The sequence below is a fragment of the Arachidicoccus sp. genome (assembly GCF_050436765.1).
GTDB lineage: Bacteria > Bacteroidota > Bacteroidia > Chitinophagales > Chitinophagaceae > Arachidicoccus.
Map to the genome: position 1 here is coordinate 1 of NZ_JBNQGD010000247.1, position 25,285 is coordinate 25,285.

23 protein-coding genes, 1 tRNA gene and 1 pseudogene are annotated in these 25,285 nt (G+C 37.1%); 15 read left to right on the forward strand and 10 right to left on the reverse strand.

Translation table 11 applies throughout. The features are described from left to right. From ACQR30_RS10805 to ACQR30_RS10820, 4 genes and pseudogenes are all read right to left on the reverse strand, one after another. Nucleotides 1-505: pseudogene (locus ACQR30_RS10805) on the reverse strand (hypothetical protein); the annotation flags it as partial. A gap of 150 nt (nt 506-655) precedes the next feature. Next, a complete protein-coding gene (locus tag ACQR30_RS10810; RefSeq protein WP_429734920.1) occupies nt 656-934 on the reverse strand; it encodes a hypothetical protein in 279 nt (92 codons plus the stop codon). 145 nt (nt 935-1,079) lie between these two features. Continuing rightward, nucleotides 1,080-1,625 (reverse strand): DUF488 family protein, encoded by a 546-nt coding sequence (locus ACQR30_RS10815; protein ID WP_429734922.1) that lies wholly within the window; start codon nt 1,623-1,625, stop codon nt 1,080-1,082. Continuing rightward, nucleotides 1,622-2,701 (reverse strand): LacI family DNA-binding transcriptional regulator, encoded by a 1,080-nt coding sequence (locus ACQR30_RS10820; protein ID WP_429734923.1) that lies wholly within the window; start codon nt 2,699-2,701, stop codon nt 1,622-1,624. The genes ACQR30_RS10815 and ACQR30_RS10820 overlap by 4 nt, the downstream gene beginning before the upstream one ends. Nucleotides 2,702-2,846: 145 nt before the next feature. Here ACQR30_RS10820 and uxaC point away from each other — a divergent pair, with 145 nt between their 5' ends. The 10 genes from uxaC to uxuA all read left to right on the forward strand — a co-directional run bounded on the left by uxaC (nt 2,847) and on the right by uxuA (nt 13,204). After that, nucleotides 2,847-4,247: a glucuronate isomerase gene (uxaC, locus tag ACQR30_RS10825; protein WP_429734925.1), complete on the forward strand. Its 1,401-nt coding sequence runs from the start codon at nt 2,847-2,849 to the stop codon at nt 4,245-4,247. A 326-nt stretch (nt 4,248-4,573) separates the two neighbouring features. Next, nucleotides 4,574-5,578 (forward strand): PfkB family carbohydrate kinase, encoded by a 1,005-nt coding sequence (locus ACQR30_RS10830; RefSeq protein ID WP_429734927.1) that lies wholly within the window; start codon nt 4,574-4,576, stop codon nt 5,576-5,578. A gap of 37 nt (nt 5,579-5,615) precedes the next feature. Continuing rightward, nucleotides 5,616-6,659, forward strand: coding sequence for a PfkB family carbohydrate kinase (locus tag ACQR30_RS10835; protein WP_429734929.1), 1,044 nt, complete (start codon nt 5,616-5,618; stop codon nt 6,657-6,659). 48 nt (nt 6,660-6,707) lie between these two features. Continuing rightward, complete coding sequence (locus ACQR30_RS10840) at nt 6,708-7,157, forward strand: YhcH/YjgK/YiaL family protein (RefSeq protein ID WP_429734931.1); 450 nt, start codon at nt 6,708-6,710, stop codon at nt 7,155-7,157. Between the two features lie 4 nt (nt 7,158-7,161). Further along, entirely contained in the window at nt 7,162-7,827 is a 666-nt protein-coding gene (locus ACQR30_RS10845) for a bifunctional 4-hydroxy-2-oxoglutarate aldolase/2-dehydro-3-deoxy-phosphogluconate aldolase (RefSeq protein ID WP_429734933.1), read from the forward strand. Between the two features lies 1 nt (nt 7,828). Continuing rightward, complete coding sequence (locus ACQR30_RS10850; protein ID WP_429734935.1) at nt 7,829-9,202, forward strand: MFS transporter; 1,374 nt, start codon at nt 7,829-7,831, stop codon at nt 9,200-9,202. Between the two features lie 11 nt (nt 9,203-9,213). Next, nucleotides 9,214-10,125 (forward strand): alpha/beta hydrolase, encoded by a 912-nt coding sequence (locus ACQR30_RS10855; protein WP_429734937.1) that lies wholly within the window; start codon nt 9,214-9,216, stop codon nt 10,123-10,125. Between the two features lie 102 nt (nt 10,126-10,227). Continuing rightward, nucleotides 10,228-11,085: an alpha/beta hydrolase gene (locus ACQR30_RS10860; RefSeq protein WP_429734939.1), complete on the forward strand. Its 858-nt coding sequence runs from the start codon at nt 10,228-10,230 to the stop codon at nt 11,083-11,085. Between the two features lie 116 nt (nt 11,086-11,201). Next, entirely contained in the window at nt 11,202-12,005 is an 804-nt protein-coding gene (locus ACQR30_RS10865) for an SDR family oxidoreductase (protein ID WP_429734941.1), read from the forward strand. Nucleotides 12,006-12,040: 35 nt separating this feature from the next. Continuing rightward, nucleotides 12,041-13,204 carry a mannonate dehydratase gene (uxuA, locus tag ACQR30_RS10870; RefSeq protein WP_429734943.1) on the forward strand — a complete coding sequence of 388 codons (1,164 nt, stop codon included), beginning with the start codon at nt 12,041-12,043 and terminating at the stop codon, nt 13,202-13,204. Between the two features lie 102 nt (nt 13,205-13,306). On the opposite strand, the gene ACQR30_RS10875 is transcribed toward uxuA, so the two are convergent. Next, nucleotides 13,307-13,888, reverse strand: a complete 582-nt coding sequence (locus ACQR30_RS10875; protein ID WP_429734945.1) for a MarC family protein — start codon at nt 13,886-13,888, stop codon at nt 13,307-13,309. A 102-nt stretch (nt 13,889-13,990) separates the two neighbouring features. Between ACQR30_RS10875 and ACQR30_RS10880 the strand changes: the two genes are divergently transcribed. Both ACQR30_RS10880 and rpe read left to right on the forward strand, forming a co-directional pair. Next, nucleotides 13,991-14,782, forward strand: a complete 792-nt coding sequence (locus tag ACQR30_RS10880; RefSeq protein WP_429734947.1) for a tetratricopeptide repeat protein — start codon at nt 13,991-13,993, stop codon at nt 14,780-14,782. Beyond that, nucleotides 14,782-15,432, forward strand: a complete 651-nt coding sequence (gene rpe / locus ACQR30_RS10885) for a ribulose-phosphate 3-epimerase (RefSeq protein WP_429734949.1) — start codon at nt 14,782-14,784, stop codon at nt 15,430-15,432. Before ACQR30_RS10880 ends, rpe begins: the two co-directional genes overlap by 1 nt. A 10-nt stretch (nt 15,433-15,442) precedes the next feature. Here rpe and pdxH read toward each other — a convergent pair whose 3' ends face one another. The 5 genes from pdxH to ACQR30_RS10910 all read right to left on the reverse strand — a co-directional run bounded on the left by pdxH (nt 15,443) and on the right by ACQR30_RS10910 (nt 21,816). Further along, nucleotides 15,443-16,078, reverse strand: a complete 636-nt coding sequence (gene pdxH, locus ACQR30_RS10890; protein WP_429734952.1) for a pyridoxamine 5'-phosphate oxidase — start codon at nt 16,076-16,078, stop codon at nt 15,443-15,445. Nucleotides 16,079-16,111: 33 nt separating this feature from the next. After that, nucleotides 16,112-17,035, reverse strand: a complete 924-nt coding sequence (locus ACQR30_RS10895) for a rhomboid family intramembrane serine protease (RefSeq protein WP_429734954.1) — start codon at nt 17,033-17,035, stop codon at nt 16,112-16,114. Nucleotides 17,036-17,067: 32 nt separating this feature from the next. After that, the gene (locus ACQR30_RS10900; RefSeq protein WP_429734955.1) at nt 17,068-17,793 is read right to left on the reverse strand and encodes a rhomboid family intramembrane serine protease; all 726 of its coding nucleotides are present in this window, start codon (nt 17,791-17,793) and stop codon (nt 17,068-17,070) included. Between the two features lie 5 nt (nt 17,794-17,798). Next, complete coding sequence (rlmD, locus tag ACQR30_RS10905; RefSeq protein ID WP_429734957.1) at nt 17,799-19,241, reverse strand: 23S rRNA (uracil(1939)-C(5))-methyltransferase RlmD; 1,443 nt, start codon at nt 19,239-19,241, stop codon at nt 17,799-17,801. A 169-nt stretch (nt 19,242-19,410) separates the two neighbouring features. Continuing rightward, on the reverse strand, nt 19,411-21,816 hold the full coding sequence (locus tag ACQR30_RS10910; protein WP_429734959.1) for a mechanosensitive ion channel family protein: 2,406 nt from the start codon (nt 21,814-21,816) through the stop codon (nt 19,411-19,413). 483 nt (nt 21,817-22,299) lie between these two features. Between ACQR30_RS10910 and rpsO the strand changes: the two genes are divergently transcribed. The 3 genes from rpsO (at nt 22,300) to ACQR30_RS10925 (ending at nt 25,108) form a co-directional block, all read left to right on the forward strand. Beyond that, nucleotides 22,300-22,572, forward strand: coding sequence for a 30S ribosomal protein S15 (rpsO, locus tag ACQR30_RS10915; protein WP_429734961.1), 273 nt, complete (start codon nt 22,300-22,302; stop codon nt 22,570-22,572). Nucleotides 22,573-22,737: 165 nt separating this feature from the next. Continuing rightward, entirely contained in the window at nt 22,738-24,888 is a 2,151-nt protein-coding gene (gene pnp, locus ACQR30_RS10920; RefSeq protein ID WP_429734964.1) for a polyribonucleotide nucleotidyltransferase, read from the forward strand. Nucleotides 24,889-25,037: 149 nt separating this feature from the next. Beyond that, a tRNA-Gln gene (locus ACQR30_RS10925) sits at nt 25,038-25,108 on the forward strand. Nucleotides 25,109-25,285: the final 177 nt, after the last annotated feature.

Here is a 25,285-nt window from a genome sequence, read left to right on the forward strand (position 1 = left end):
TGCTGGCTTCTACACCTCTAATGCCTTCGTTGGTGAAATCGGCAGGAATGCCTAGTCTTGTTTGTTCAATAAAAAAACGTTGCACTTCATTCATTCCCCAAATGTGGTGGGCGATATTTGTGGCGAGTGGTGTTTTTTGAGAATCCCGCCAGTCTTGAAAACCATTAAATTCTTCGTCGATATTGGCTATGCCATCTTTCCATATTTCATCTTTCCATTTGGCAGTTGGTAGGGAATCCTTAAGTACACGACCATAGCCATAAAGTGTAGCAAGTTGACAAGTCTTTTCATCTATGTTCATTTTGGATAATAGGTCTTTTACCCTTGCTTCAATGGGTTCATTTGGATTTTCATAGATATCCTCTTTTCCATTCTTGTTTAAGTCTATCCAGCCTTTGTGATAAATCGTTTTATTTTCTGGAAATCTAAAGTGACTTTGCGCATGCAGGCTTGGTATCGCGAAAGATGAAAGAAGGCAGTAGCCGATCATTAATTTTTTATTCATTTTTAAATTGATTTTATTTTATTTCAATTGCTTTCTCCTTTTGTAAGGGAAGTATCTTGCTCAATAACTCTTTTGCCACCATTAGCAGTAGCGATGCCCATTGATTTGCTATTGACAAGGGTTTTATTTCCCCAACGGTAGAATAAGCTTTTATCCCGGTGGTGTTTTTTTTCTTAAAACGAATCTTTTATCAGTTAAATATGATGTCGGCGTACCACTACAGTTGGCTTTGTAACAACAAAGCAATACGCTTTTGTCTTCTAATGAATTATCTGTATAGAAATCATTTTTATTAAAATTAAATCTCAGATATTTATTAAAACCTATTTTCTGCCTGGCATTACCGGATATTAAGATAGTTGTTGATTGCGCATTAATGCGTGTGGAGGATAATATGGGTAAAGAGAGAAAAAATAAATTCTTTTTCAATTGGTAACAATTTTGAAACGTTGAGATTTATATGAAAACCTTTACAAGATAATGGTTGTTAGTAATAAAAGGGCAGAAGGGGATGGAAAAATTTACGCAAGCGTTAGCGTAAAATGTCCCCAATCACTATTCTCTCTAATGTATTTTATGATTCAAATAGGCCTATTTCAGGACCATAAACCAATTTTCCATTTATAATTTTTGCCGGTTGTGTATAAGGATGCTCCTGCATTTTTTCAGAAGAAATAATGTGAAAGACGGTCCAGTTTTTACTTTTTAGATAATCGGCAATCATGCTACGGTGACAACGCCACCAGACAGCTTCGGAGCACATGATGCAAGTTTTTTTTTCCTTTGCTATTTTTATCAATTCAGCAGTAGCATTTTTAAACGCTTTTGTCTCCATGTAATCAGCATAACTACGAAAAGAGGTATTATGCCAAGAAGTATTTAAAGAGCCTTTGTTTAGTTTTCTTCTTCCGCCTAAATCTTTAAAATGCATATATTCAACTCCGACTTCCGGGGTGCAGACTGCTAAATTTTCTCTATTGAATTGTGGATATTTTCGCGAGCCGGGAAAACTGCGTACATCAGCTAGAAGTTCTATTTTATTTTTGGTTAATAAAAATAGGAAATCGTCTAAATCTCTTGTAGAATGACCGATAGTATAAATAGTAGAAGGCTTTTTCATACCATATTTTCAAGCTTTGCGCGTTTCTTTTTTGATGTAGAGGATGCTCTGATAATTATTTCGGGCATCAATATTTCTGTTTCAAAAGTTTCTGGTTTTCGTTTCTTTTCTAATAGGGAAATCAGCTGCGTGGCTGCTTTGATGCCTATCTTTTCGGCTTGTTGTTGTATTACCGAAAGAGAAGGGCAAACATAGTCGGTAAGGGGAAAATTGGAGAAGCCAATGAGTGCTATTTTTTCAGGCATTTTTATAGAATTGTCTCTAAAATATCGGTAGCAATTTACCGTCACTTTATCCCAACAAGATAATATGGCATCGGGCTTTTTCTTTCCCGCTAAGAGCTCTTTCAATACTTTTTCTGTTTCTGAGAAATGAATACCACCTTGTGGGCAATATTTGATGTTTTGCTGTGAAGGCTCGATTCCATTATGTTTCAATGCTTCTATATAGCCCCGATTCCGCTCTTGTACAATATCTAAATTTTTTGCACCGCCTATGAATGCAATTTTAGTGAAGCCTTCATTTATTAAATGTTGAACGGCATTGAAGGCCCCTTGGTAGTTGTCTGAAATAGTTTTGTGGGTGCTGATTTTTGTAGATACTCTATCGAATAAAACAATGGGAATCCCCTGTTGATCTAAGTATTGAAGATGGGCAATATCATTTGTTTCGGAAGCCAGGGAAATTAATAGGCCATCAACCCTTGAAGAGAGATAATCAACAGCCTCCACTTCTCTTTGAAATGATTCATCGGTTTGCACGATAGAAATTTGGTATCCTTTTTCACAAGCAACAGATTCAATGCCGTTTATAACTTGTGAAGAGAAACTGTTACTGATCTGACTAATGATGATGCCGATTGATTTATTGCGTTTAGTCTGGAGGCTTAATGCACTCGGGTTGGGCCTGTAATTCACTTTTTTTGCATAATCCATCACCAGCCTCTTCGTTTCAATACTAATTTCGTGGCTATCCCTTAGCGCTCTGGAAATAGTAGAAACACTCAATTTTAAATCTTTTGCAATATCTTTTATAGTGATAGGCCGAAACTTCATCTTCAAACAAATATACTTCATTTATAGCTTTAGAATACAAGAGTTTCGGCAACGGTTGCGTAAATAATTATGCAAACTGGATGTAAAATGGGTAGTGATTTTATTAACTTGCCTATCCACAAAAACATTTTTTTATAAAACACGACATATATAAAAAATAAAAATAATGAAACCTTTTTTGAATGAGGATTTCCTTTTGGAAACGGAAACTGCTAAATCACTCTATCATAACGCAGCGGCTAAGATGCCAATTATCGATTACCATTGTCATCTTTCACCTGAGTTAATCGCTAATGATTATCAATTTAAAAGTATAACGGAAGCCTGGTTAGGTGGTGATCATTATAAATGGCGGGCGATGCGCGCCAATGGGATAGATGAAAGCTATATTACAGGCGATAAAACGGATGAAGAGAAATTTGACAAATGGGCGCAAACAGTCCCCTACACCATGCGTAATCCTCTTTATCATTGGACACATTTAGAATTGCAACGTTATTTTGGAATTGCGGATATATTGAATAAACAATCTGCTACAAAAATATATGATACTGCTTCTGATCTGCTACAATCACGAGCGTATTCTGTTCGCAATCTTTTACGGAAAATGAATGTAAAAGTTGTTTGCACTACGGATGACCCTTGTGATGACTTGCATTTTCATCAGCAACTCAGCAAGGAGGGGTTTGAAATTCCTGTTTTGCCCGCCTTCAGGCCCGACGCAGCAATGAATGTGGATTATGCCGTTAATTTTAATCAGTACGTAGGGAAATTAGAAAAATCTGGAAACGTTTCCATATCTAATTTTAATGATTATATTGCAGCACTGAAAAGTAGGCACGATTACTTTGATTTGAATGGATGTGGTGTTTCCGATCATGGATTAGAAGAAATATATGCTGAAGATTATACGCATAGTGCCATTGAAAATATTTTTGATAAAATAAGAGTGGGGAAAGATATTAGTCTGTACGAAAATAGGCAATTCAAGTCTGCCATGTTGGTGCAGTTTGCCGAGTGGGATTTTGAAAAGAATTGGGTGCAACAGTATCATCTTGGAGCTATTCGCAATAATAATATGCGTTTGCAAAATATATTGGGCGCCGATGTGGGTGCGGATTCGATAGGGGATTTTAAGCAAGCAAGATCTTTGTCTAAGTTCTTAAACACATTGGACGAAAGGGGTCATTTGGCTAAAACTATTTTATACAATTTGAACCCTGCTGACAATGAGTTATTCGCTACGATGGCGGGTAATTTTAATGACGGTAAAACAATTGGAAAGATTCAATATGGTGCCGCTTGGTGGTTCCTCGATCAAAAAGATGGTATGACAAAACAAATAAATGATTTGTCAAACTTGGGCCTGCTTAGTCGATTCGTAGGAATGTTGACAGATTCGCGTAGTTTTCTTTCGTTTCCGAGGCATGAATATTTCAGAAGAATATTATGCAATTTGTTTGGCAATGAAATTGAAAATGGCGAGTTGCCCAATGATGTTGAGTGGATTCAACAAATGGTAAGCAATATTTGTTTTAATAATGCAAAAGAATACTTTAATTTTTAAAATAAAGATTTTCATTAATGCTGAATAGCGCCATTTTTAAAAATGCAGAGATAATGAGAAGGTAGATAAAAACGCGACAAATTGTAGAATTTGAGGGCAAGATTAAGAGGGCTGAACCTATATTAAAACAGATGGAGGAAGCATTTAGGCCCGACATTCACAAAAGCAATTAAGAGAAAATTTAGATTAGCAGAAAAGAGTATTAAAAAAAGGAGATTTTTTCCGTTCCAATTCATTTATAACGTGGTCTTGTCTGCTTGGAGGAAATAATTTTAATGGATATTTTTAATCCAACGAGGGAAGGTTCTATAGATTAAAAAATTGCAATGAACAAAGTTGTGACATTTGGGGAGATTTTACTTCGTCTTTCGCCACCGAGCCATTTGAGGTTGTCACAAGCAACTTCTTTTGATTTATATTTTGGTTGCGCAGAAGCAAATGTTGTCGCATCATTGGCAAAATTCGGATTTCCTGTAAAATTTGTTACAGCTGTTCCGAATAATGAATTAGGCGATGCTTCATTAAGTATGTTGCGATCGTTTCAAGTGGAGCCGATTGCTTTTACCCAAGGGAAGAGATTGGGAATTTATTATTTTGAACAAGGTGCATCAGAAAGACCAGGAAAAGTCGTGTACGACAGAGAAAACTCATCATTTTCTAATTTTAAAAAAGGAACGATAGATTGGGAAACTATTTTTGAAGACGCAGAATGGTTTCATTGGTCTGGAATTACACCTTCACTTTCGTTTGAGTTGGCTGAAATTTGCGAAGAAGCTTTGAAAACAGCATCCAAAAAAGGGTTGACGATTTCCGCAGATTTGAATTATCGTCCCACGCTTTGGCAGTATGGGAAAAAAGCCAAGGAAGTGATGCCTAATTTATTAAAATATTGCGATCTTTTATTAGGTGGTATTGATGAATCTGAAAAAGTTTTGGGTGTAGAAACACAGGAAAATGATACGGAAGAAATGATCTTTTCCAAATGGATGAAAACATTTCCGAAATTAAAAAATATTGTTACCACAAAAAGGATTAGTGCTGATGCTTCTTCAAACGGTGTAAGCGCGTCTTTCTTTGACGGGAAAGAATTAATTAATTCCAAAAAATACAATATTTCACATATTATAGATAGAATCGGCGCCGGAGATGCATTTATGGCGGGAATTATTTATGGAATGATAACTTGGCCAAAAGATCCTAAGACTGCATTAGAATTTGCGGCAGCAGCTACTTGCTTGAAGTATTCCATCTCTGGTGATATTAATTTGGCGACAGTGAAAGAAGTGGAAGCATTAATGCACGGAAATGGAGGAGGTAGGGTTTCAAGATAAAAAATAAAAATTTTTAATAACAAAAAAAATAAAATCAATGTCAAAAAAGGTAGTAACATTTGGTGAAATAATGTTGAGATTAGCCCCACAAGGATTTTTAAGATTTTCACAAGCAGATAATTTTGATGTCGTTTACGGCGGAGGGGAATCCAATGTCGCTGTTTCATTAGCGAATTATGGAATTTCCGTAGATTTTGTAACGCGTTTACCGAAAAACGATATAGGTGAATGTGCCATGATGGAAATGAGAAAACGCGGCGTTGGAGTAGATAAAATTGTTTGGGGAGGTGATCGTTTAGGAATTTATTTTCTTGAAACTGGCGCCGTAAGTAGAGGAAGCAAAGTAGTGTATGATAGAGCGCATTCTGCAATGTCTGAAATTCAATCTGGAATGATAAACTGGGAAGAAGTTTTCCAAGGCGTAAATTGGTTTCATTGGACTGGTATCACGCCTGCAATTTCTCAAAGTTCTGCAGACGTTTGTCTGGAAGCAGTGAAAGCTGCAAGCAAGATGGGTGTGATCATTTCGACAGATTTGAATTACCGTGCAAAACTGTGGAAATATGGTGGTGACAGAGAAAAAATAATGACGGAACTTACCTCTTACTGTGATGTGATTTTAGGAAATGAAGAAGATGCGGAAATGCATTTCGGTATTAAACCCGATGGAAATGCGGTTCAGACACACGGCCACGACGTAAAAGCAGAAGCGTTTTTATCGGTTTGCCAGCAAATGATGAAAAAATTCCCGAAAGCAAAGAAAGTGATTACCACTCTAAGAGGTTCAATTTCAGCCTCGCATAATACCTGGGCGGGCGTTTTATATGACGGCAAACAAATGTTGCAAACACGTCAATATCAAATTACAGATATTGTGGACAGAGTTGGTGGTGGAGATTCTTTTATGGGCGGATTAATTTACGGACTCTTAACCTATCCTAATGATGACCAAAATGCCTTAGATTTTGCAGTTGCCGCATCTTGTTTGAAACACACCATAAAAGGTGATGCCAATTTGGTAACGGTAGATGAGGTAAAAAAATTAATGGGCGGAGATGCTTCCGGAAGAGTTGCAAGGTAAATTATAACTGGTCATTGATTTGAAAGTAATCAATAAAAAATACATTCTATGATTATAGATTCTATACAAAGCGCCCATAAATACACCGCTTTGCATCCATTGTTTGCAGAAGCATTTGCATTTGTTGAAAGCAACGATTTGAACTCGTTAGAGGTGGGGAAATTTGAAATTTCTGAGGGCTTGAAATTAATTGTAAGCGACGGAAATGCAAAAACAGCGGAAGAAAGCTTAAAAAAATTTGAATGTCACGATAAAAATATTGACATCCAAATTTGTGTGAGAGGTTCGGAAACCATTGGTTGGAAACCGAGGGAAAAATGTAGCAATCCAAACGGGGAATATAATGCGGAAAAAGACGTTCGCTTTTTCAATAATGAGCCTGATATGTTTTTTCAATTAACCGATAATCAGTTTGTGATTTTCTATCCGGAAGATGTTCACGCACCAATGATTGGCGAAGGCGCCATAAAAAAATTAGTATTTAAAGTTAAAATTTAAAAAAATGAACAACATACAAAAAGTCTCAAATGCAATTGTTCAACAGGGAATTCTACCATTGTATTTTAATGCAGATGAACAAGTCACACTTGATGTTTTAAAAAGTATTTATAATGCCGGAATTAGAGCGGTAGAATATACTAACCGGGGTGAGGCCGCCTTGAAGAATTTCTCTAAAATGGTGGAATTAAGAAACGCGGAAATGCCTGATTTGCTTTTGGGAATTGGAACCATAAAGGATTTGGAGCAGGCCAAAAAATTTGAAATTGCCGGTGCTGATTTTTTCATCAGCCCTGGTTTTGTCCCGGAAGTAGCAAATTATTTGCTCGCGAAGGATTTATTTTACAGCCCAGGCTGTATGACACCCGGTGAAATTATTGCTGCCGAAAATGCGGGAGTAGGATTTATAAAATTATTTCCCGGTAATATGCTCGGTCCGAGTTTTTTAAGTGGTATCAAAGATATTTTCCCCAAATTATTATTTATGCCAACAGGAGGTGTAGATACAACCAGGGAAAATATTGAAAGTTGGTACAAAGCTGGCGTTTCTGCTGTGGGTATGGGAAGCAAATTGATCAGTAAAAAATTAATGGAAACAAAAGATTATGCAACTATTGAATCTGAGACTAAAAAAGTTTTAGAACTGATTCAAGATATAAAACAAAAATAAAATGACTGCTACCAAAAAAATTGGAAAATATAGGTGGACGATTTGCGCGTTGCTATTTGCTGCAACCACCATCAATTATTTAGACAGACAAGTGCTGAGTCTTCTCGGCCCTAATTTGCTGAAAGAATATCATTGGAGTCATGCCGATTATGCCAATATCACCGGTATTTTTCAATTGGTGTATGCTATTGCCTTGCTTTTTGGTGGCAGACTAATTGATAAATTTGGAACAAAAAAGGGATACACAATTGCATTTGTTGTGTGGTCATTGGGTGCCATGATGCATGCATTGGCAATTCCCATAGGAGAGGGAGTCATGACCGTATTTGGGTGGATAGGCATCGGTATGATTCCAGTTTCGGTATTGGGTTTTACCATCTCAAGGGCTATTTTGGCAATTGGCGAAGCGGGGAATTTCCCGGCAGCAATAAAAACAACAGCAGAATATTTTCCCAAAAAAGATAGAGCATTTGCTACTGGTATTTTTAATTCTGGCTCAAACATTGGAGCCATACTTGCACCATTAACTGTTCCATGGATTGAAGCAACTTGGGGTTGGCAAGCTGCATTTATTATTATTGGCGGAGTAGGGCTTATATGGTTAATCTTTTGGCAGATTTATTATAAAAAGCCGGAGGAGCAAAAGCGCCTCTCTCAAGCAGAATTGGAATATATCAATAGGGATGATATCATGGAGAACGTAGAGAATAAAGAAGGTTCTTCAGAAAAAATAAAATGGTCAAAACTATTTTGTTACAGACAAACTTGGGCATTCGTAGTAGGTAAATTTATGACTGATGGTGTATGGTGGTTTTTCTTATTCTGGTTGCCGACCTATTTAAGCGACAGATATCATATCTCTACTTTACAAATGATGCTTCCATTGGCTGTACTTTATAGTATGACAATGTTTGGAAGTATTTTGGGCGGCAAGTGGCCAACTTACTTTATTAATAAACATAAATTATCACCTTATGACGGCCGCATGAAAGCGATGCTCTTAATTGCATTATGTCCTTTAATCGTTCTATTGGCTCAACCGTTGGGGTATTTAGGTTTATGGGTTCCTGTCGTTCTTATTGGGATAGGCGCTTCCGCTCATCAGGCATGGTCAGCAAATATTTTCACCACGGTGTCTGATATGTTCCCTAAAAAAGCAGTGGCTTCTGTTACAGGTATTGGCGGAATGGCTGGTGGTTTAGGTGGATTTCTACTTACAGAAGCGGCTGGTTGGTTATTCGATTTTTACAAGGCTCAAGGGAACATTGAAACGGGCTATACTATCGTATTTGCCTTTTGTGCCATTGCCTATTTATTAGCGTGGATAATAATGAAAGCAATTGTTCCTAAATATAAATTGATTACTGATTTGTAAATGTGCGATTCATGAAAAGATATTTTTACCTGCTGGTTGCCGGATTATTATTGCAAAATTTATCAATGGGACAAACAGTGATGCCCTTATATAAAACTGTACCCAACAGCAAACAGGATGCTACTTACAGTGAAAAAGCAGTAATGGGCAAAGACGGTGTTACGCGCATCAGCAAAGTAACAAACCCGACGATTACTGTCTTTAGGCCAGTTAAAAATATGGATCAACATACCGCTGTTATTATTTGTCCGGGCGGAGGATATGAGTATTTGTCCTTTTCTAAAGAAGGAACTGAAATAGCCCAAACGCTTATCAAATGGGGCATTACAGCTATTGTTTTAAAATACCGCTTGCCCAGCGATGCTATCATGAAAGATAAAAGCATTGGCCCTTTACAAGATGCGCAGCGCGCCATTCAGTTGATCAGAATAAATGCGAAACAATGGAATATTGACCCGTCGAAAATAGGCATTATGGGCTTTTCTGCCGGAGGGAGTCTAGCCGCTACTGCTTCTACACATTTTGATAGAGCTGTCATCGCTAATGTGGACAATATTTCCCTGCGCCCGGATTTTTCTGTTCTAGCTTATCCCGTTGTAAGTATGCAGAAGGATATTACGCACATGGGAAGCCGTAATGCCCTTTTAGGCAAGAATCCCGGTCCGGCGTTGGTAAATGATTTTTCTAATGAGTTACAAGTAGGTGCTAAAACCCCGCCCGCTTTCTTGGTACAGGCGAGTGATGACAGAGCAGTAAGCCCGGAAAACAGCATTAAGTATTATGAGGCATTATTGAAAAACAACGTTCCCGCAGAGTTACATCTTTATCAAAATGGTGGTCATGGTTTTGGGCAAAAGTTGCCAGAAGACCAGTGGATGAATCGACTTAAAAGTTGGATGGAACATAATCATTATTTGAAATAATATACAACAAATCGGAAGCAATATGCTAAATATTTAAAACCCAGAAAGTTGAAAAGATATTTTTATTTGTTAATCACCACAATGTTATTTCAAAATGTATCTATGGCACAAACGACAATACCGTTGTACAAAACGGTTCCCAATAGCCGACAAGATGCAAGCTACAAAGAACAATCTGAAACCGGCAAGGATGGAATTATTCGTATCAGCAAAGTAACAAATCCCACCATTACAATTTTTCAACCTGAAGAAATAAACAATCAACACACAGCAATTATTATTTGCCCAGGTGGAGGGTATAGTATTCTTGCTTTTAATTTAGAGGGAACCGAAATAGCGCAAACACTTAATAAATGGGGTATTACTGCTATTGTGTTAAAATACCGACTACCTAGTGATGCCATTATGAAGGACAAAAGTATTGGCCCATTGCAGGATGCACAGCGGGCTATTCAGTTAACCAGAATGAATGCAAAGCAATGGAACATTAATCCTTCAAAAGTTGGTATCATGGGCTTTTCAGCGGGCGGAAGTTTAGCCGCTACCGCTTCTACACATTTTGATAAAACAGTCATCCCTAATGTGGACAATATTTCCCTGCGTCCTGATTTTTCGATTCTTGCTTATCCAGTTATAAGCATGCAAAAGGAGATAACACATATGGGAAGCCGCATAAACTTATTAGGCAAAAATCCAAGCGAAGCACAGGTTAAAGAATATTCCAATGAATTGCAAGTAAATGCAAATACGCCACCGACTTTTTTGGTGCAGGCAAGTGATGATAGAGTAGTAAGCCCGGAAAACAGTATTAAATACTATGAAACTTTATTGAAAAATCATATCCCGGCAGAGTTGCATCTTTATCAAAATGGCGGTCATGGTTTTGGGCAGAAATTGCCTGAAGACCAGTGGATGGATCGACTTAAAAGTTGGATGGTGCACAACCATTATTTGAATTGATAAAAGAAAAATAGATAAATTGCAGAATATAAATTGATTCTCAATATTTTGACGATTAAATGGCAAACAGGTGTTTTGCAGGTAAACGAAAAAAGGATTATTAAATTAGAAAACAAATGAAGACATTAGAAAATAAAGTAGTTATTGTAACCGGAGGAACTGGTATCTTAGGTGGATCTTTTGTAACAGCCATTGCAAAGGCCGGCGGTAAAGTGGTGATCGTTGGGAGAAACAAAGAAAGGCTCGAACAGAAGCAAAAAGAGGTGATAGAAAATCAGGGCGAAGCACTGGCCATCGCTGCAGATGTGATGAATGAAGATGAGTTGCAAACTGCAAAAGAGATTATTCTTTCTACCTACGGAAAAATTGACGGACTTGTAAATGCGGCGGGAGGGAATGTTCCGGAGGCCTTGGTACAACCGCAAGATGATATTTTTAATATGAATATCCCAGGATTGAAAAAGGCATTGGAACTTAATTTATGGGGCAGTATTGTACCCACGCAAATATTTGGGCAGGCCATGAAAAAAGATGGAGGCACCATTGTGAATATTTCATCTGTAAGTTCTAAAACAATTTTGACAAGAGTATTAGGTTATAGTATGGGTAAATCAGCTATTGACAACTATACCCAATGGTTTGCAGTGGAAGCAGCGCATAGATTCGGAGATAAAATAAGAATGAATTCTATCACACCAGGGTTCTTTCTTACTGAGCAGAATCGTAGAATGCTTACCAATGAAGATGGATCGCTTACTGAACGTGGCAATAAAATAATTGCCGCTACTCCTTATGGGCGTTTTGGAAAACCTGAGGAATTAAATGGCGCACTGTTATGGCTTTTAAGTGATGAATCGAGATTTGTAAGCGGTACGACCGTTACGGTTGATGGTGCATTTACTGTTTTTGGCGGTGTATAATTTTTGTTATTAATTATTATTGTAGAAAATAAGATATGGAATATACAATGCGTTGGTATGGCCCAAATGATGGCGTTAGCCTAAAGGATATTTTACAAGCAGGTTGCAGCGGTGTAGTTACTGCTCTTCACCATATTCCGGTGGGGGAAATATGGACGGACGAGGAGATTAAAATTCGGAAAACCCTTGTGGAAGCGGCTGGTTTAACATGGACTGTTGTAGAAAGTTTGCCTGTACATGAAGACATTAAAAAACGCGATGGCAACTATGTTCAATGGATAGAAAATTATAAAATCAGTTTACAGAATTTAGGTAAAAATGGCATTAAAGTAATCACCTATAATTTTATGCCGGTGTTGGACTGGTTGCGTACCGATTTGTATTACCAAACTCCTTCGACAGCTTTAGCCCTTCGATTTGAATGGGCAGCATTCGTGGCATTTGACTTATTTATTTTGCAAAGACCAAATGCCGAAAAAGATTACGCCGAAACTGATATCATCAAGGCAACAAATTATTTCAATACACTCTCTACAATACAAAAGGAAAAATTAGCGAAAGCCTGTATGCAGGGTTTGCCGGGAAGTAAGGAGGCCTTCTCTCGAGAGAAAATATTGTCTTTATTAAATGAATATACGGGTATTACAGAAGCAAAATTGCAAGAGCATTTGTTTTTGTTCCTTAAAGAAATTGTTGGTACTTGTGAAGCAGGGGGGCTTCAAATGGCAATACACCCTGATGATCCTCCTTTTCCGGTTTTAGGATTACCGAGAATTATGAGCAAAGCCGAGCACGCCAGAAAAATGTTGGAGGCAGTTCCATCAATTGCCGTTGGTCTTTGTTTTTGTACAGGATCTTTTGGTGCCAGAAAAGAAAATAATTTGCAAGCAATGTTTAAAGAATTTGCTTCGCGTATTTTCTTTTTACACTTGAGAAGTACCCAAAGAGATTCGGAAGGAAACTTTTTTGAAGCCAATCATCTTGAGGGAAATGCAGATTTGTTTAGCATAGTAAAACTTGCACTGGAACTGCAGTTTGATGAAAATAGAACTATTCCTATGCGGCCGGACCACGGTCACCAGTTGCAAATTGACGACCAAATAGAAAGTTATCCAGGCTACTCTTTTGTAGGTCGTTTAAAAGGACTTGCCGAAATCAAAGGCATGGCAACTGCAATTCAAAGAATGTCTAAGAATTAGGGATTAATTGTCAACTCTTTTTAGCCGTTGTTAGCGTTTTTGCAAGGGAAAAGATAAAGATTACCTGATCGTCACGCTTTTCTATTGAAGGAGAAAGTGGCTTCAGACGCCGAAGGATCCCATATTGCTGCTAAATATTTTTACGGCAATTGCGAGTAAGATTACGCCAAAGAATTTCCGGATAGCTAGAATGCCACCGGGACCTAACATTTTTTCAAACCACTTTAAAGAGGAAATTACGATATATACAAATAAGAGATTGATGAGTATACCTCCGATTATTTCTATTTGACTATAGATGGCTTTTAATGATATGATAGTTGTAAGTGTGGCGCTGCCTGCAATTAAAGGAAATGCGACTGGTACGATGACGCCTAATTTTGGATTGTTGTCGCCTTTAAATATTTCATGACCCAATATCATTTCTAATCCTAAAAGGAAAATAACGATAGAGCCCGCGAGTGCAAACGATTTTACATCTAGCCCCATCAAATCCAAAAATTGCTGACCTATAAATAAGAAGCCAATCATGATAATACCCGATATCAGCGATATCTTTTTCGCATCGAAATTGCCCCCACTTTTTTCTTTAAGGGAAATGAATAATGGGATTGAGCCTAACGCATCAATAACGGCAAACAGCGTAAAGGATATGGTAAACAAATGATCGAACTTAAATTGCATAAACCACTTTTTTGCGAAATTACAATTAATATTATCAATCAACCTTATTTATAAAGTGGAGCATAATTTCGGTAAGTAAATGATTGAGCTTAAATTTGTCTGATGAAATATACCACCTCCTTTTTTATTGTGATGAGTTGCGCACTTTTTTTTATTGCCTGTAAGCAAAAGCCGGTTGATAGAAATACATTGGATTTTAAACAAAAACAGGTGGCAGCAATCACACAATTACTCTCAGAAAAACCTGATAGTGTTGGCTTGAGATTGATTTTGGCAAATGAATTGGATAGCATTGGGCAATACAGGCGAGCCCTTCTACAGATGGATACCTTGATTGAAAATGATAGTGACAAATATGCTTTGTGGTTGATAAAAGCGAATATGCTTTTGGATAGTGGTGATACTGTTTCGGCAAAAGAAAATTACCGAAAGGCAATTAGCATTTACCCCGGGAATGAGGCATTGGTAGGCCTTACAGAAATTTTGGCGGATGAAAAAAACGATTCAAGCTTAGTCTTGGCGCAGCAATTTAATCGAGAAAATAAATATTATACTACCTATATTGCTGGTCTATATGCTGCAAAAACAGGAGACGCCGAAAAGGGATTAATTTTGCTAGATAGTTGTTTATTGCAAAACCATCAATTTATAAAGCCCTATCTTGCTAAAGGAAATATTTATTTGACAAAAGGGGATGCCTCAAATGCATTGCTCACTTATAAAAAGGGACTGGATATGGAGCCTCAAAATATTTTATTGCTGAATGCCGTTGGTAAGTCCTATAAACGGTTGGGAAAGGGCGACAGTGCTAAAGCATATTTCGCTAAAAGCCTTTTAGAGCAACCTTTTCAGCCGGTAATTAATGAGGATTTAAAAACATTAAATGTTAAATAATGAAGCGAATTATAGCACCCTCTTTTTTAGCTTCTGATTTTTTACAGCTAAACAAGGAAATACAAATGGTAAATGAGAGTGTTGCTGAATGGTTACACTTGGATGTGATGGATGGACGCTTTGTTCCCAACATAAGTTTTGGTATTCCGGTGATTGAGCAAATTCGTAAAGCCACTACTAAGGTTTGTGACGTGCATTTAATGATTGTGGAGCCGGATAAATATATAGAAGCCTTTCATGATGCCGGCGCAAATAATATTTCGGTACATATTGAAACTTGTCCTCATTTGCACCGTACCATTCAGTTTATTCATTCCTTTGGGATGAAAGCCGGTGTTGCCGTGAACCCGCATACTCCTATCAGCTTTTTACAGGATATTATTCAAGATGTAGATTTTGTAAACTTAATGAGTGTGAATCCCGGTTTTGGTGGGCAATCATTTATAGAACATACTTTAGTAAAAATTAAAGAATTACGTAAAATGATTGCGGACAAAAATCTGAACACTTTAATAGAAATTGACGGCGGCGTTACCCAAAAAAATGCGAGGGCAATTTTTGATGCCGGTGCGAATATACTGGTTGCCGGCAGTTCGGTCTTTCAAGCAGAGGACCCGAAGTTGGCGATTATAGATCTTTTGGAAAGTTAGAAATGGATTTTTAAGGAGCCAATCTTTCGATTTTCCATTTATTATCTTCTTGTAAACTATAAAGCAAGCGGTCGTGCAAGCGGTTACTACGTCCCTGCCAAAATTCAATAGATTCAGGCATCACAGCATATCCACCCCAATGTTCGGGACGAGGAATTTCTTCACCAAATTTTTCCAAATAAGTTTTCTCATTCTCTTCCAAAATTGCCCGGGAAGCTATTTTTTCACTTTGTGGAGAACTCCATGCGCCCAATCGGCTACCCGCAGGACGCGAATAAAAATAGCGATCACTGTCTTCGGGACTAATCTTTTTTACCGGTCCAGAAATGCGCACCTGTCTTTGTAATTCCTTCCAGAAGAAAACAAGATATGCACTATCATTTTCCGCCAATTCTTTACCTTTTTTGCTGAGATAGTTTGTAAAGAATACAAAACCTTTTTCAGAAAAGTCTTTCAGTAATACGATGCGTGCATCCGGTTTACCGTCTTTTGTAACTGTCGCTAGGGTCATCGCATTTACTTCATCTATTTGGCTATGAATAGCTTGCTGCCACCATTGTGTGAATTGTTCGAATGGATTACCGGCAACACGGGACTCGCTTAATGTCATTAATTTATAGTCAGTTCTTATATCGGCAATATTCATTTCAAATAAAATTAGAAATTCAAAAATATATTTTTATTCCCTGCCTGCACGCTTGAGAAATTCTCTTTCTGTTTTAGAAAGGGAACTATATCCTTTTTTACTTATTTTATCTAATAATTCATCTACATGTTCTTGCGTAATTCTTTCTTCAGTTTTGAAAGGTGCACGGGATGTTTTGTAAAAAAATTTTTCGGTAGCGGGTTTTGAGCGGAATTTTTTATGTGGATTAAATAAGCTGTCAATTTTATACATAAGATTATACATCCATTCGCAATAATCATTTCCTCTTTTTAATTGATAAATAACAAAGAAGCCTACCAATGCACTGACGACAATGGTGAAAGCAAATGCTAATCCCGCATTAGTAGCAGAACTGAAATTGATAAGGATATATATCAAATACAGTATCCACAAAGGAACGCCCCCCGCTAACATGGGGAAAATACGGTATTTTGGTGCCAAGGTGACGGCAGCGGTAGCTATCGCGATTACCGGAATAGTAGCTCCGATTAAATAATTTAAATGATTGGCCGAAGAAGGTAAAAAAGAGCTTAGTAACAAGAAAATGATTCCTCCTATGACGCCGCCATATAAATAAATGGGTATTATTTTTCTATTCTCTGCTAAGCTTTGCATAATATACCCGAAAGCTGCCAACCATAATAAGTTTGATAATAAATCTAATAGTGATTCGTGTGTAAACATGTATGAAATTAATGTCCATGGTTGATGAACGAAAGCAGCGAAAGAAAGGGGTAATGTAAGGTAATCAAATACTTCTTTGTGATAAGCGGCTAACGTAATGTCAGCTACGTTACCGGTAGCAGTCATGAAATAAAAGATTTTAAAGAATGCAAGTAAAACAAAGAGTACCGCATTGGCTCCAATGAGCAGTACAATTGCATTTCCGGTGCTGCCTAGGGTAACTTTGTTTTGGGGTGGAACTTTGTAATTCATGTATTGCCGAATATAAATTTTGAAAAATTGTACTAATAAAAATGCCGCCTATTTCTCTTGTTCCAAATATAAATAAGTAAAAATCCTACAAATGCTCCACCTAAATGTGCTACATGTGCCACATCGTCACCGGCAGAACTAGCAATTGCTCCATACAATTCGTACGCAATAATACCCAACACAGCCCATTTGGTCTTTAAGGGTAAGAAAAAATAAAGATATAGATAGGTATTGGGGAATAAATACCCGAACCCGGCTATCACACCAAATACCGCACCACTTGCGCCAATCATCGATGCGTCAATTATTTCTCTGTATTGCATCAATAGGCTTTCAGGCGCGCCTTCAGCTGATACGCTCTGAAATTCTTCCACTATCGGATGCAAATGAATTTGTAAATAGCCTAGATAAATAATGGCGGCACCAATACCTGAAATCAGATAAAAGCTAAGAAAGCGTTTTGCCCCCATATTTATCTCCAATGCTGAGCCAAACATCCACAAGCCAAACATATTTAATAATATGTGCATAATGCCCAACTGACTGTGAAACGGGCTATGCATGAACATGTGGGTAATAACTTGCCAAGGCTTAAACAAAGGACTGTACAAAGAATGAAGCGCAAATACATTATCCATCCAAGCAGAAACGTTATTGCCCAAAAAACTCTGAGCCATCCATACAAGAAAGTTAATAATAATCAAATTCTTAATCACCGGGGGAAACGGTGGCATACCTAATTGCCTGCTACTTTGCATAATTATTAAAGCGTTTTTTCTTGTTTGAGTTTTAATTGTACTACATTCTCTATGTGCATGGTGTGTGGGAACATATCCACTGGTTGCACTTTTGTTATATCGTATTTTATATTTAGGAGTGCCAAATCCCGGGCCTGTGTAGCTGGATTGCAACTAATATACACGATGATGGGGGCCTCCATTTCTAATAGTTTTTCTATTAACTTTTCGTGCATTCCGGCGCGAGGGGGATCCGTTATAATTACATCTGGACGACCATGGGTTGCAAAAAAATCATTATTACAAATCTTTATTACATCTCCAGCGAAAAATAATGCGTGTTGAATATTATTGAGTTGAGCATTTTCTTTAGCATCTTCAATTGCCTCTTCAACGACTTCTACGCCAATTATCTTTTTGGCTTTATCGCTACAGAAAATACCAATACTTCCGGTACCGCAATACAGATCATAAAGCGTTTGAGTACCATCCAACAAGGCAAATTCTCTTGCGACCTGGTACAATTTCTCGGCTTGTCTGGAATTGGTTTGAAAGAAAGATTTTGGGCTTATTTTGTAAATGAAATTTTCTAAATGTTCTTTTATAAAACCTTTACCCGAAAATATTTCGGGTTGTAAATCATATAGACTATCATTTTTTTTCTCATTGATGGTAAAAAGCAATGTAGAGATTTCTGGAAACTTTTCCAACAACAGCTTCAATAGCGCTTCCCGATTTTCTTTATCCTCATAACCAAAAACAATATTGACCATCAGTTCGTTGGTGGTCGCATTGCGTATTTGCATCGTACGCAACCAACCGTGATGTTCTTTTATATCATAAAAAGGGATCTTTCTTAAACGAGCAAATTGTGCAACGAACTTTCTGATTTCATTAGTTGGCTCATTTTGAAGATGACAAATATCTATTTCTACGACTTTGTCAAAGAATCCCTTAGCATGAAAGCCAGCGACACCTTGTTCTATTTTTGTGTCAAAAGGTTCGCCGGAAGCTTTTATTTCCGCAAATTCTTCCTTGGGAATGTATTTTTTGGTAGAAAAAGTATATTCCATTTTGTTGCGGTAACCTTCTTTTTTCAAGCTGCCGATAATGGGCAATATTTGAGGAAATTGAATTTTCCCAATTCTGGTTAATTGATCTTCTACTTGTTTTTGTTTGGATTCAAGTTGTTTTTTATATGGGAGATTTTGCCATGTACAGCCACCACAAATGCCAAAATGTGTGCAAAAGGGCTGCACTCTATCGCCAGATAAACTTACGAATCTTATGGGGAATGCATTTGCCCAATCTTTTTTATTCTTTATTAGTTGCACATCCACCACGTCGCCCGGAATACAGTTTTCGATAAAAATTACTTTTCCTTCTGATCTTCCGATAGCTTTACCTTCGGCTGCATAGCCCTCTACCAGTATGTTTTCTAAAACAATTATTTCTTTTTTTCGCCTCACCGCGCAAAGATAAGAGATGATTTGGTAATACGATGTTATGTGTTTGGAACTTTGGAAGTTGGAAGTATCAATAATTTTAGATTTCCCGTCTTTTGGTTCTTACAAATTTTGGGATGTCATTGGGCTTTTTTGACTAGTAATCTCGTTGCTGTAGAATCCAATTATATTATTAAAGATTTTCTTCCTCTTTATTGTCGCGAAGTACAGTAACTATCGGATAAGGAATAATAATCTTATTTTTAGTAAGTGCAGTGTAAACTTCAATCATCACGTTGGTTTTAGTGGTTGATGCAATTGATAAATCTCCCACCCAGAAAAAAATGCTTATTTCGATGGCACTGCTTGCGAAAGAGTCTACCAATACAGACGGAGGTAGATCCTTCAGCACTTCTTGATTTGCCTCAACAGTATCTTGGATAATTTGTTTGACTTGGTTTAGATCGGCATCATAAGACACCCCAATTTGAAAGTTTAAACGCTTTCTGCGATCTTGTTTTGTCCAATTAATTAGGTGTTGAGAAAGTAAATCGCCGTTTGGAACAATAATATCTGAACCGTCAAAACCTTTTATTTTAGAAGACCGAACGCCAATTTCATCCACAACACCTGCTTTATTACCAATCTCTATATGATCACCAATCTGAATAGGGCGTTCAAATGCCAATATAATTCCCGATACCAGGTTGTTGGTAATATTCTGTAAACCAAATCCAATACCGACACCTAGAGCACCAAGCATGATCGATATCTTGTCTAAAGGTATTCCAGCGGCAGCCACAGCTATGATAAAGCCAATAGACCAGATTCCAAGTCGAACCAATAACATCATAGAACCGACACTGTTTTTTTTGACTGCGTCTTTTGATTTTTGTTGTGTAAAGAAGAAATTGATAATACCTGAGACAATAGAAGATAGCCATATAATGCCAATGAAGACCGCAACACTTGCATAAGTGAAACTCATGTTGCCAATAGTTCGATTCGTATTTAAAAAGTAACCGACCCTTCTGGCTTCGAGCGTGTATAAATCTAAATCTATGAATAAAGAAACCGTCCAGACAAAAAGTGCAGCAAACCATAAAAACTTCCTTAGATGATTTTGAAGTACCTTGAAATTGATGAACTCGGAGAACCTACTTTCTCTATAAGCTTCTGATTGTAAGTAGATTAGTTCAATCGCCATTGTTGAAAATACTTTTAGGGTAATTCCAATAAACAAACATTGTATTGCCGTTACGCCAAATATTTTGGCGAGGGTTGGTTTTCCGGAAATTTCGAAAACAATTGACAAGAAACTTATACTCATGCAAAATATCGCTAAAGGTTTTGTAGCAGGAGAGTCTGTGATTGTTATAAATATTTCTTTTACATTTTTTATCACTTTAATACAAATGAAAATCAATAGGATGTCTGCGATTATTAGTAACCAGCGCTCTGTCAGTGCGGGCTCCAGTAATAAATCGTCAACTGCAAAATATATCCAAAGTAAAATGAAAAGAAGCCAAATTGGTTTGAAAGATTTTGATAAAAATGGGTAAAGTAGATAGCTTAATGCAATTAATCTGAAGAGTTCACAAATATGCAAAAAGGACATCTGAGGGTTTCGGAAAAAGAAGGGTAGGCAGGTGAAAAACATCATTAAGCAGCCGGTGATTACGGATCTTTTTAAGAAGTTTACTTGCGCTAATACTTCATCTGCTTCCGCTAATTTCTTTACTCTTCTCATATTGGAATAACACCAAAACGTGATAAAGATAAATAGTAGAAATGCAAAGGAAATAGTATCCCATTTATTATTTAAATATATGTAAACTACTTTTGCGTTTATGCTGAAGGCACTTAATGTGGTGGCTAACAACGATTGATTATAATCAGACCATTTGTCGTTAAATATTGATTCATCTTCTTGCCCCCACATATTTGTTTTTACATTAATAGTGAGATAGTTAATTTCAGAGATAATATCATTTAATTGTAATAGCAAAACAGAAACTTTGTTCTTAAGGACCGTAACCTTTGCTAACATTGATTTTTGAGTCGAATCTAGTTGTATAGCACTTTGCAGCACCGACAGCATTTGTCTGCTTAAACTTGTGTCGGTCACACTGATTCTCAATAGTTTATCGTTTCTTATTTGTTTTAAAGAAGCGTTATTTTCGACTAATGTATTAAAATAATCAGTGAGTGTAGATTGAAAACTCATTAATCTATCTGAGTTTTCTTGCAGCATTATTCCCGCTGTGTTTAGCCCGCGCAAATTCATAGGTCTCCCTTTTTCGCTGAGTCTTTTACTAAAAGCTGTCAAGGTTTTTTTGATTTTTGGCAATGACTCTTTGATTGGGTTTACTTTTATGTTTCGTTTGATAGCTGACCTATCTCTTTTTATTTTGAAAGAATAGGATTCTACTTTCTTGACAATATAAGAGACCAGTGTATCTTGCGCCAGTGCTGCGCTTGCCGCAGAGGTTCTAGAAGGTCTACTGGTATCTTGATTTTGCGCATACGAATAAGAATAAAAGGTGCTTAATACGGCAATAAATAAAAAATTCCTGATTATATTTTTAAAGAAAATCATTGGCTTTAATATTAATTTTCTATGGGGTGGGTTTATGTTTGCAATATGCAAAAATAATTGAGTTTGAAGCAATTACTACTTAATTCTTTGAGAAATAGGTCCAGGCAATTTTTTTAAAGTATTATAACCCAGTAACTCTCCAAAGTTCATTCAAAAATGAATAATTCGCCTTTTTTTAGGACGAGCGTAAAAATGTTAGCATTTTTGATTGCTAAAGTGCCGCACAAAGAATGAAAATGCATATTTTCGACAGTTTTCCCATCATTTTGGTTGTGGTATATTGACTGTACGCAGGTAATTTTATTATAAATATCCGTTTCAACAGCAATTTTAAGCAAGTTAGACGCCATATGAATGGATGGCAAATCCTGGACAGCAATAGAAGTTCGTTAAAAATATTTTCCAAAATAAATAATTCGTTGTACTTTTGCCCACTAATAATAAAAGAAGTAATTTTTAAAGAGGTTTTAAAAACAGATTTTAATGTCTTATTTAACAAAAGAAAAAACAGCAGCAATATTTGCTAAACATGGTGGAAGTGCCACCAATTCAGGCTCCATTGAAGGTCAAGTCGCTTTATTGACAGAGCGTATTTTAGGTATTTCAAGTCACCTGAAGACAAACAAAAAAGATTTATATTCCCAACGCGGTTTGATGAAAATGGTAGGTCAGCGTAAACGTCTTTTGGCTTATTTGCAAAAGCACAATTTGCAAGGCTACCGTTCACTTATCGAGCAATTAGGGCTAAGAAAATAAATATACTATGTATAAAAAGGCTATTCCCAACACATTTTTTTTTTGTTGTTGGGAATAGTTTTTTGTGGCTAATAGTATTTACATTAATCCATAAATGAATCGACAGTACATTTCATTCTCCTTCCTTTACCGTACTGTAGTCATTTATACTTTCAAAAAATATTTATGTTAACACAACCATTAAGTGTTTCTTTTGACTTAGGCGGTGGCCGGGAAGTCATCATTGAAACAGGTAAACTGGCTCGTCAAGCGGACGGTGCTGTTACTGTTCGTCAGGGAAATAATATTCTATTGGCTACCGTCGTGGCCAATAGAGAACCTCGCGAAGGACAATCATTCTTTCCTTTAAGCGTGGATTATCAGGAAAAATTTTCAAGCGCTGGTCGTATTCCGGGTTCTTTTTTTAAGAGAGAAGCAAGGTTAAATGATTACGAAATTTTGACTAGCCGTTTAATCGACCGTGCATTGCGCCCGCTTTTTCCGGAAGATTATTTGTGTGATGTGCAGGTACTTATTTCACTTGTTTCAAGTGATGAGCAAATAATGCCTGATGCATTGGCTTGCTTAGCTGCTTCAGCAGCTTTAGCTGTTTCAGATATTCCTATTAAAGAAATCATTTCTGAGGTGCGTATCGCTCGTATTAACGGAAGTTTTGTCATCAATCCTTCTCGTAAAGAATTAGAAGATGCTGATATCAATCTTATTATCGCTGCAACAGAAAAAAATCTGATGATGGTGGAAGGCGAAAGCAAAGAATGTAGTGAAGAAGATTTGATCGAAGCCTTGGGTATCGCTCACGAAGCCATTCGCGTGCAGATTAAAGCACAGGAAAAATTACGTGATTTAAAGGGTATTACCGGAAAAAGAGATTATCCAAAAGCTGCAGAAAGCGACGATATAAAAGCTAAAGTTGCTGCATTTGCTTCTGAAAAAATTATTACGATTGCGAAAGCTCAAACGGCAAAACATGAAAGAAGCGATGCTTACAAAGCATTGAAAGTTGAATTAATTGAAAGTTTCGGTGAAGAGGCAGACGCTGAAACACTGCGCTTGGCAAAAAAATATTACGAAGATTTGCAATGGGAGCTGGTTCGCGAAATGATGCTTAACGATCGCATTCGCTTGGATGGTCGTAAGCTTGATCAAGTGCGTCAGTTAGCTATGGAAATTGATCCGTTACCTACCCCGCACGGTTCTGCGTTGTTTACGCGTGGTGAAACGCAATCTTTAACAACTGTTACTTTAGGTACGCCTTTAGACGAATTGTTGATAGAATCTGCATCAACATCTACTTACTCCAAATTTTATTTACACTATAATTTTCCTCCTTTCTCTACCGGCGAAACCAAGCCAATGCGTGGTCCTGGACGTCGAGAAATTGGGCACGGAAACTTGGCGATGCGCAGTTTGAAACAAATGGTTCCTACTGGAGATTATCCGTATACGATTCGTATTATCAGTGATATTTTGGAATCTAATGGTTCTTCTTCTATGGCGACAGTTTGCGCAGGTTCACTTGCCTTGATGGATGCTGGTGTGCCTATCCCAAAGCACGTTGGTGGCATCGCAATGGGCTTGATAACAGGGCAGGATGGTAAATATGCTATCTTATCTGATATATTGGGAGATGAAGATCATTTAGGTGATATGGACTTTAAAGTTACAGGTACACGCGATGGTATTTGTGGTGTGCAAATGGATATTAAAGTGGATGGTTTAAGCATGGAAGTAATGCGTGAAGCGTTAACCCAAGCAAAGGCTGGCCGTTTGCATATCTTGAATGCAATGTATGAATGTATTGACACCGCTCATGCTGATGTGAAACCACATGCGCCCAGAATGGTACAATTGACTGTTGAAAAAGAATTTATCGGAGCGATAATAGGACCCGGTGGTAAAGTAATTCAGGAATTACAAAAAGAAACTGGAACAACTATTAATATTGAAGAAGTAGGGGATAAAGGTATTGTGAAAATATTCTCTAACGATAAAGTAGGTGTGGAAAAAGCTGTAGAAACGATTAAAGGTATTACTGCAATCCCTGAAGTAGGGACTGTTTATGAAGGTATAGTGAAAGGTGTTAAAGAATTTGGAGCATTTGTAGAATTCTTACCAAAGAAAGAAGGTCTTTTGCATATTAGCGAAATAAGCTGGAAACGCCTTGAGACAATGGATGGCATATTTAAAGATGGGGAAAAGGTAAAAGTGAAGTTAGTAGGTGTTGATCCTAAAACAGGTAAATACAAATTAAGTCGAAAAGCCTTAATGCCAAGACCCGAAAGGCAAGAAAATGAAAGACCTCAACAACAGGGTTAATTTTCTTTTTGAGAACGAATATTTACAACGCATTCCGAGTAATTGGGATGCGTTTTTTTTAAGAAGCAAAACAATTTATATTTTGTTGCAAGAATAATTTGGCTGAAAAAAAAATGCCTTTTATATTTGCACTCCTTTCGAGAGGAGATTGCCTGATGGTGTAACGGTAGCACAACTGTTTTTGGTGCAGTTTGTCTAGGTTCGAATCCTGGTCAGGCAACCTTGCTGGACAAGTTGATTTTTAAATCGCTTGTCCAGTTTTTATTTTTGTCTAATTCATTATTGATTAATTATATACAGTTTAATAATTAGTTCAATTTAATGGTTCGAAGTAATAATTCTGGATCAACGCAAAAACTTGTGGAAAGGGCATAATATTTTTACATTTGCGGCCTAT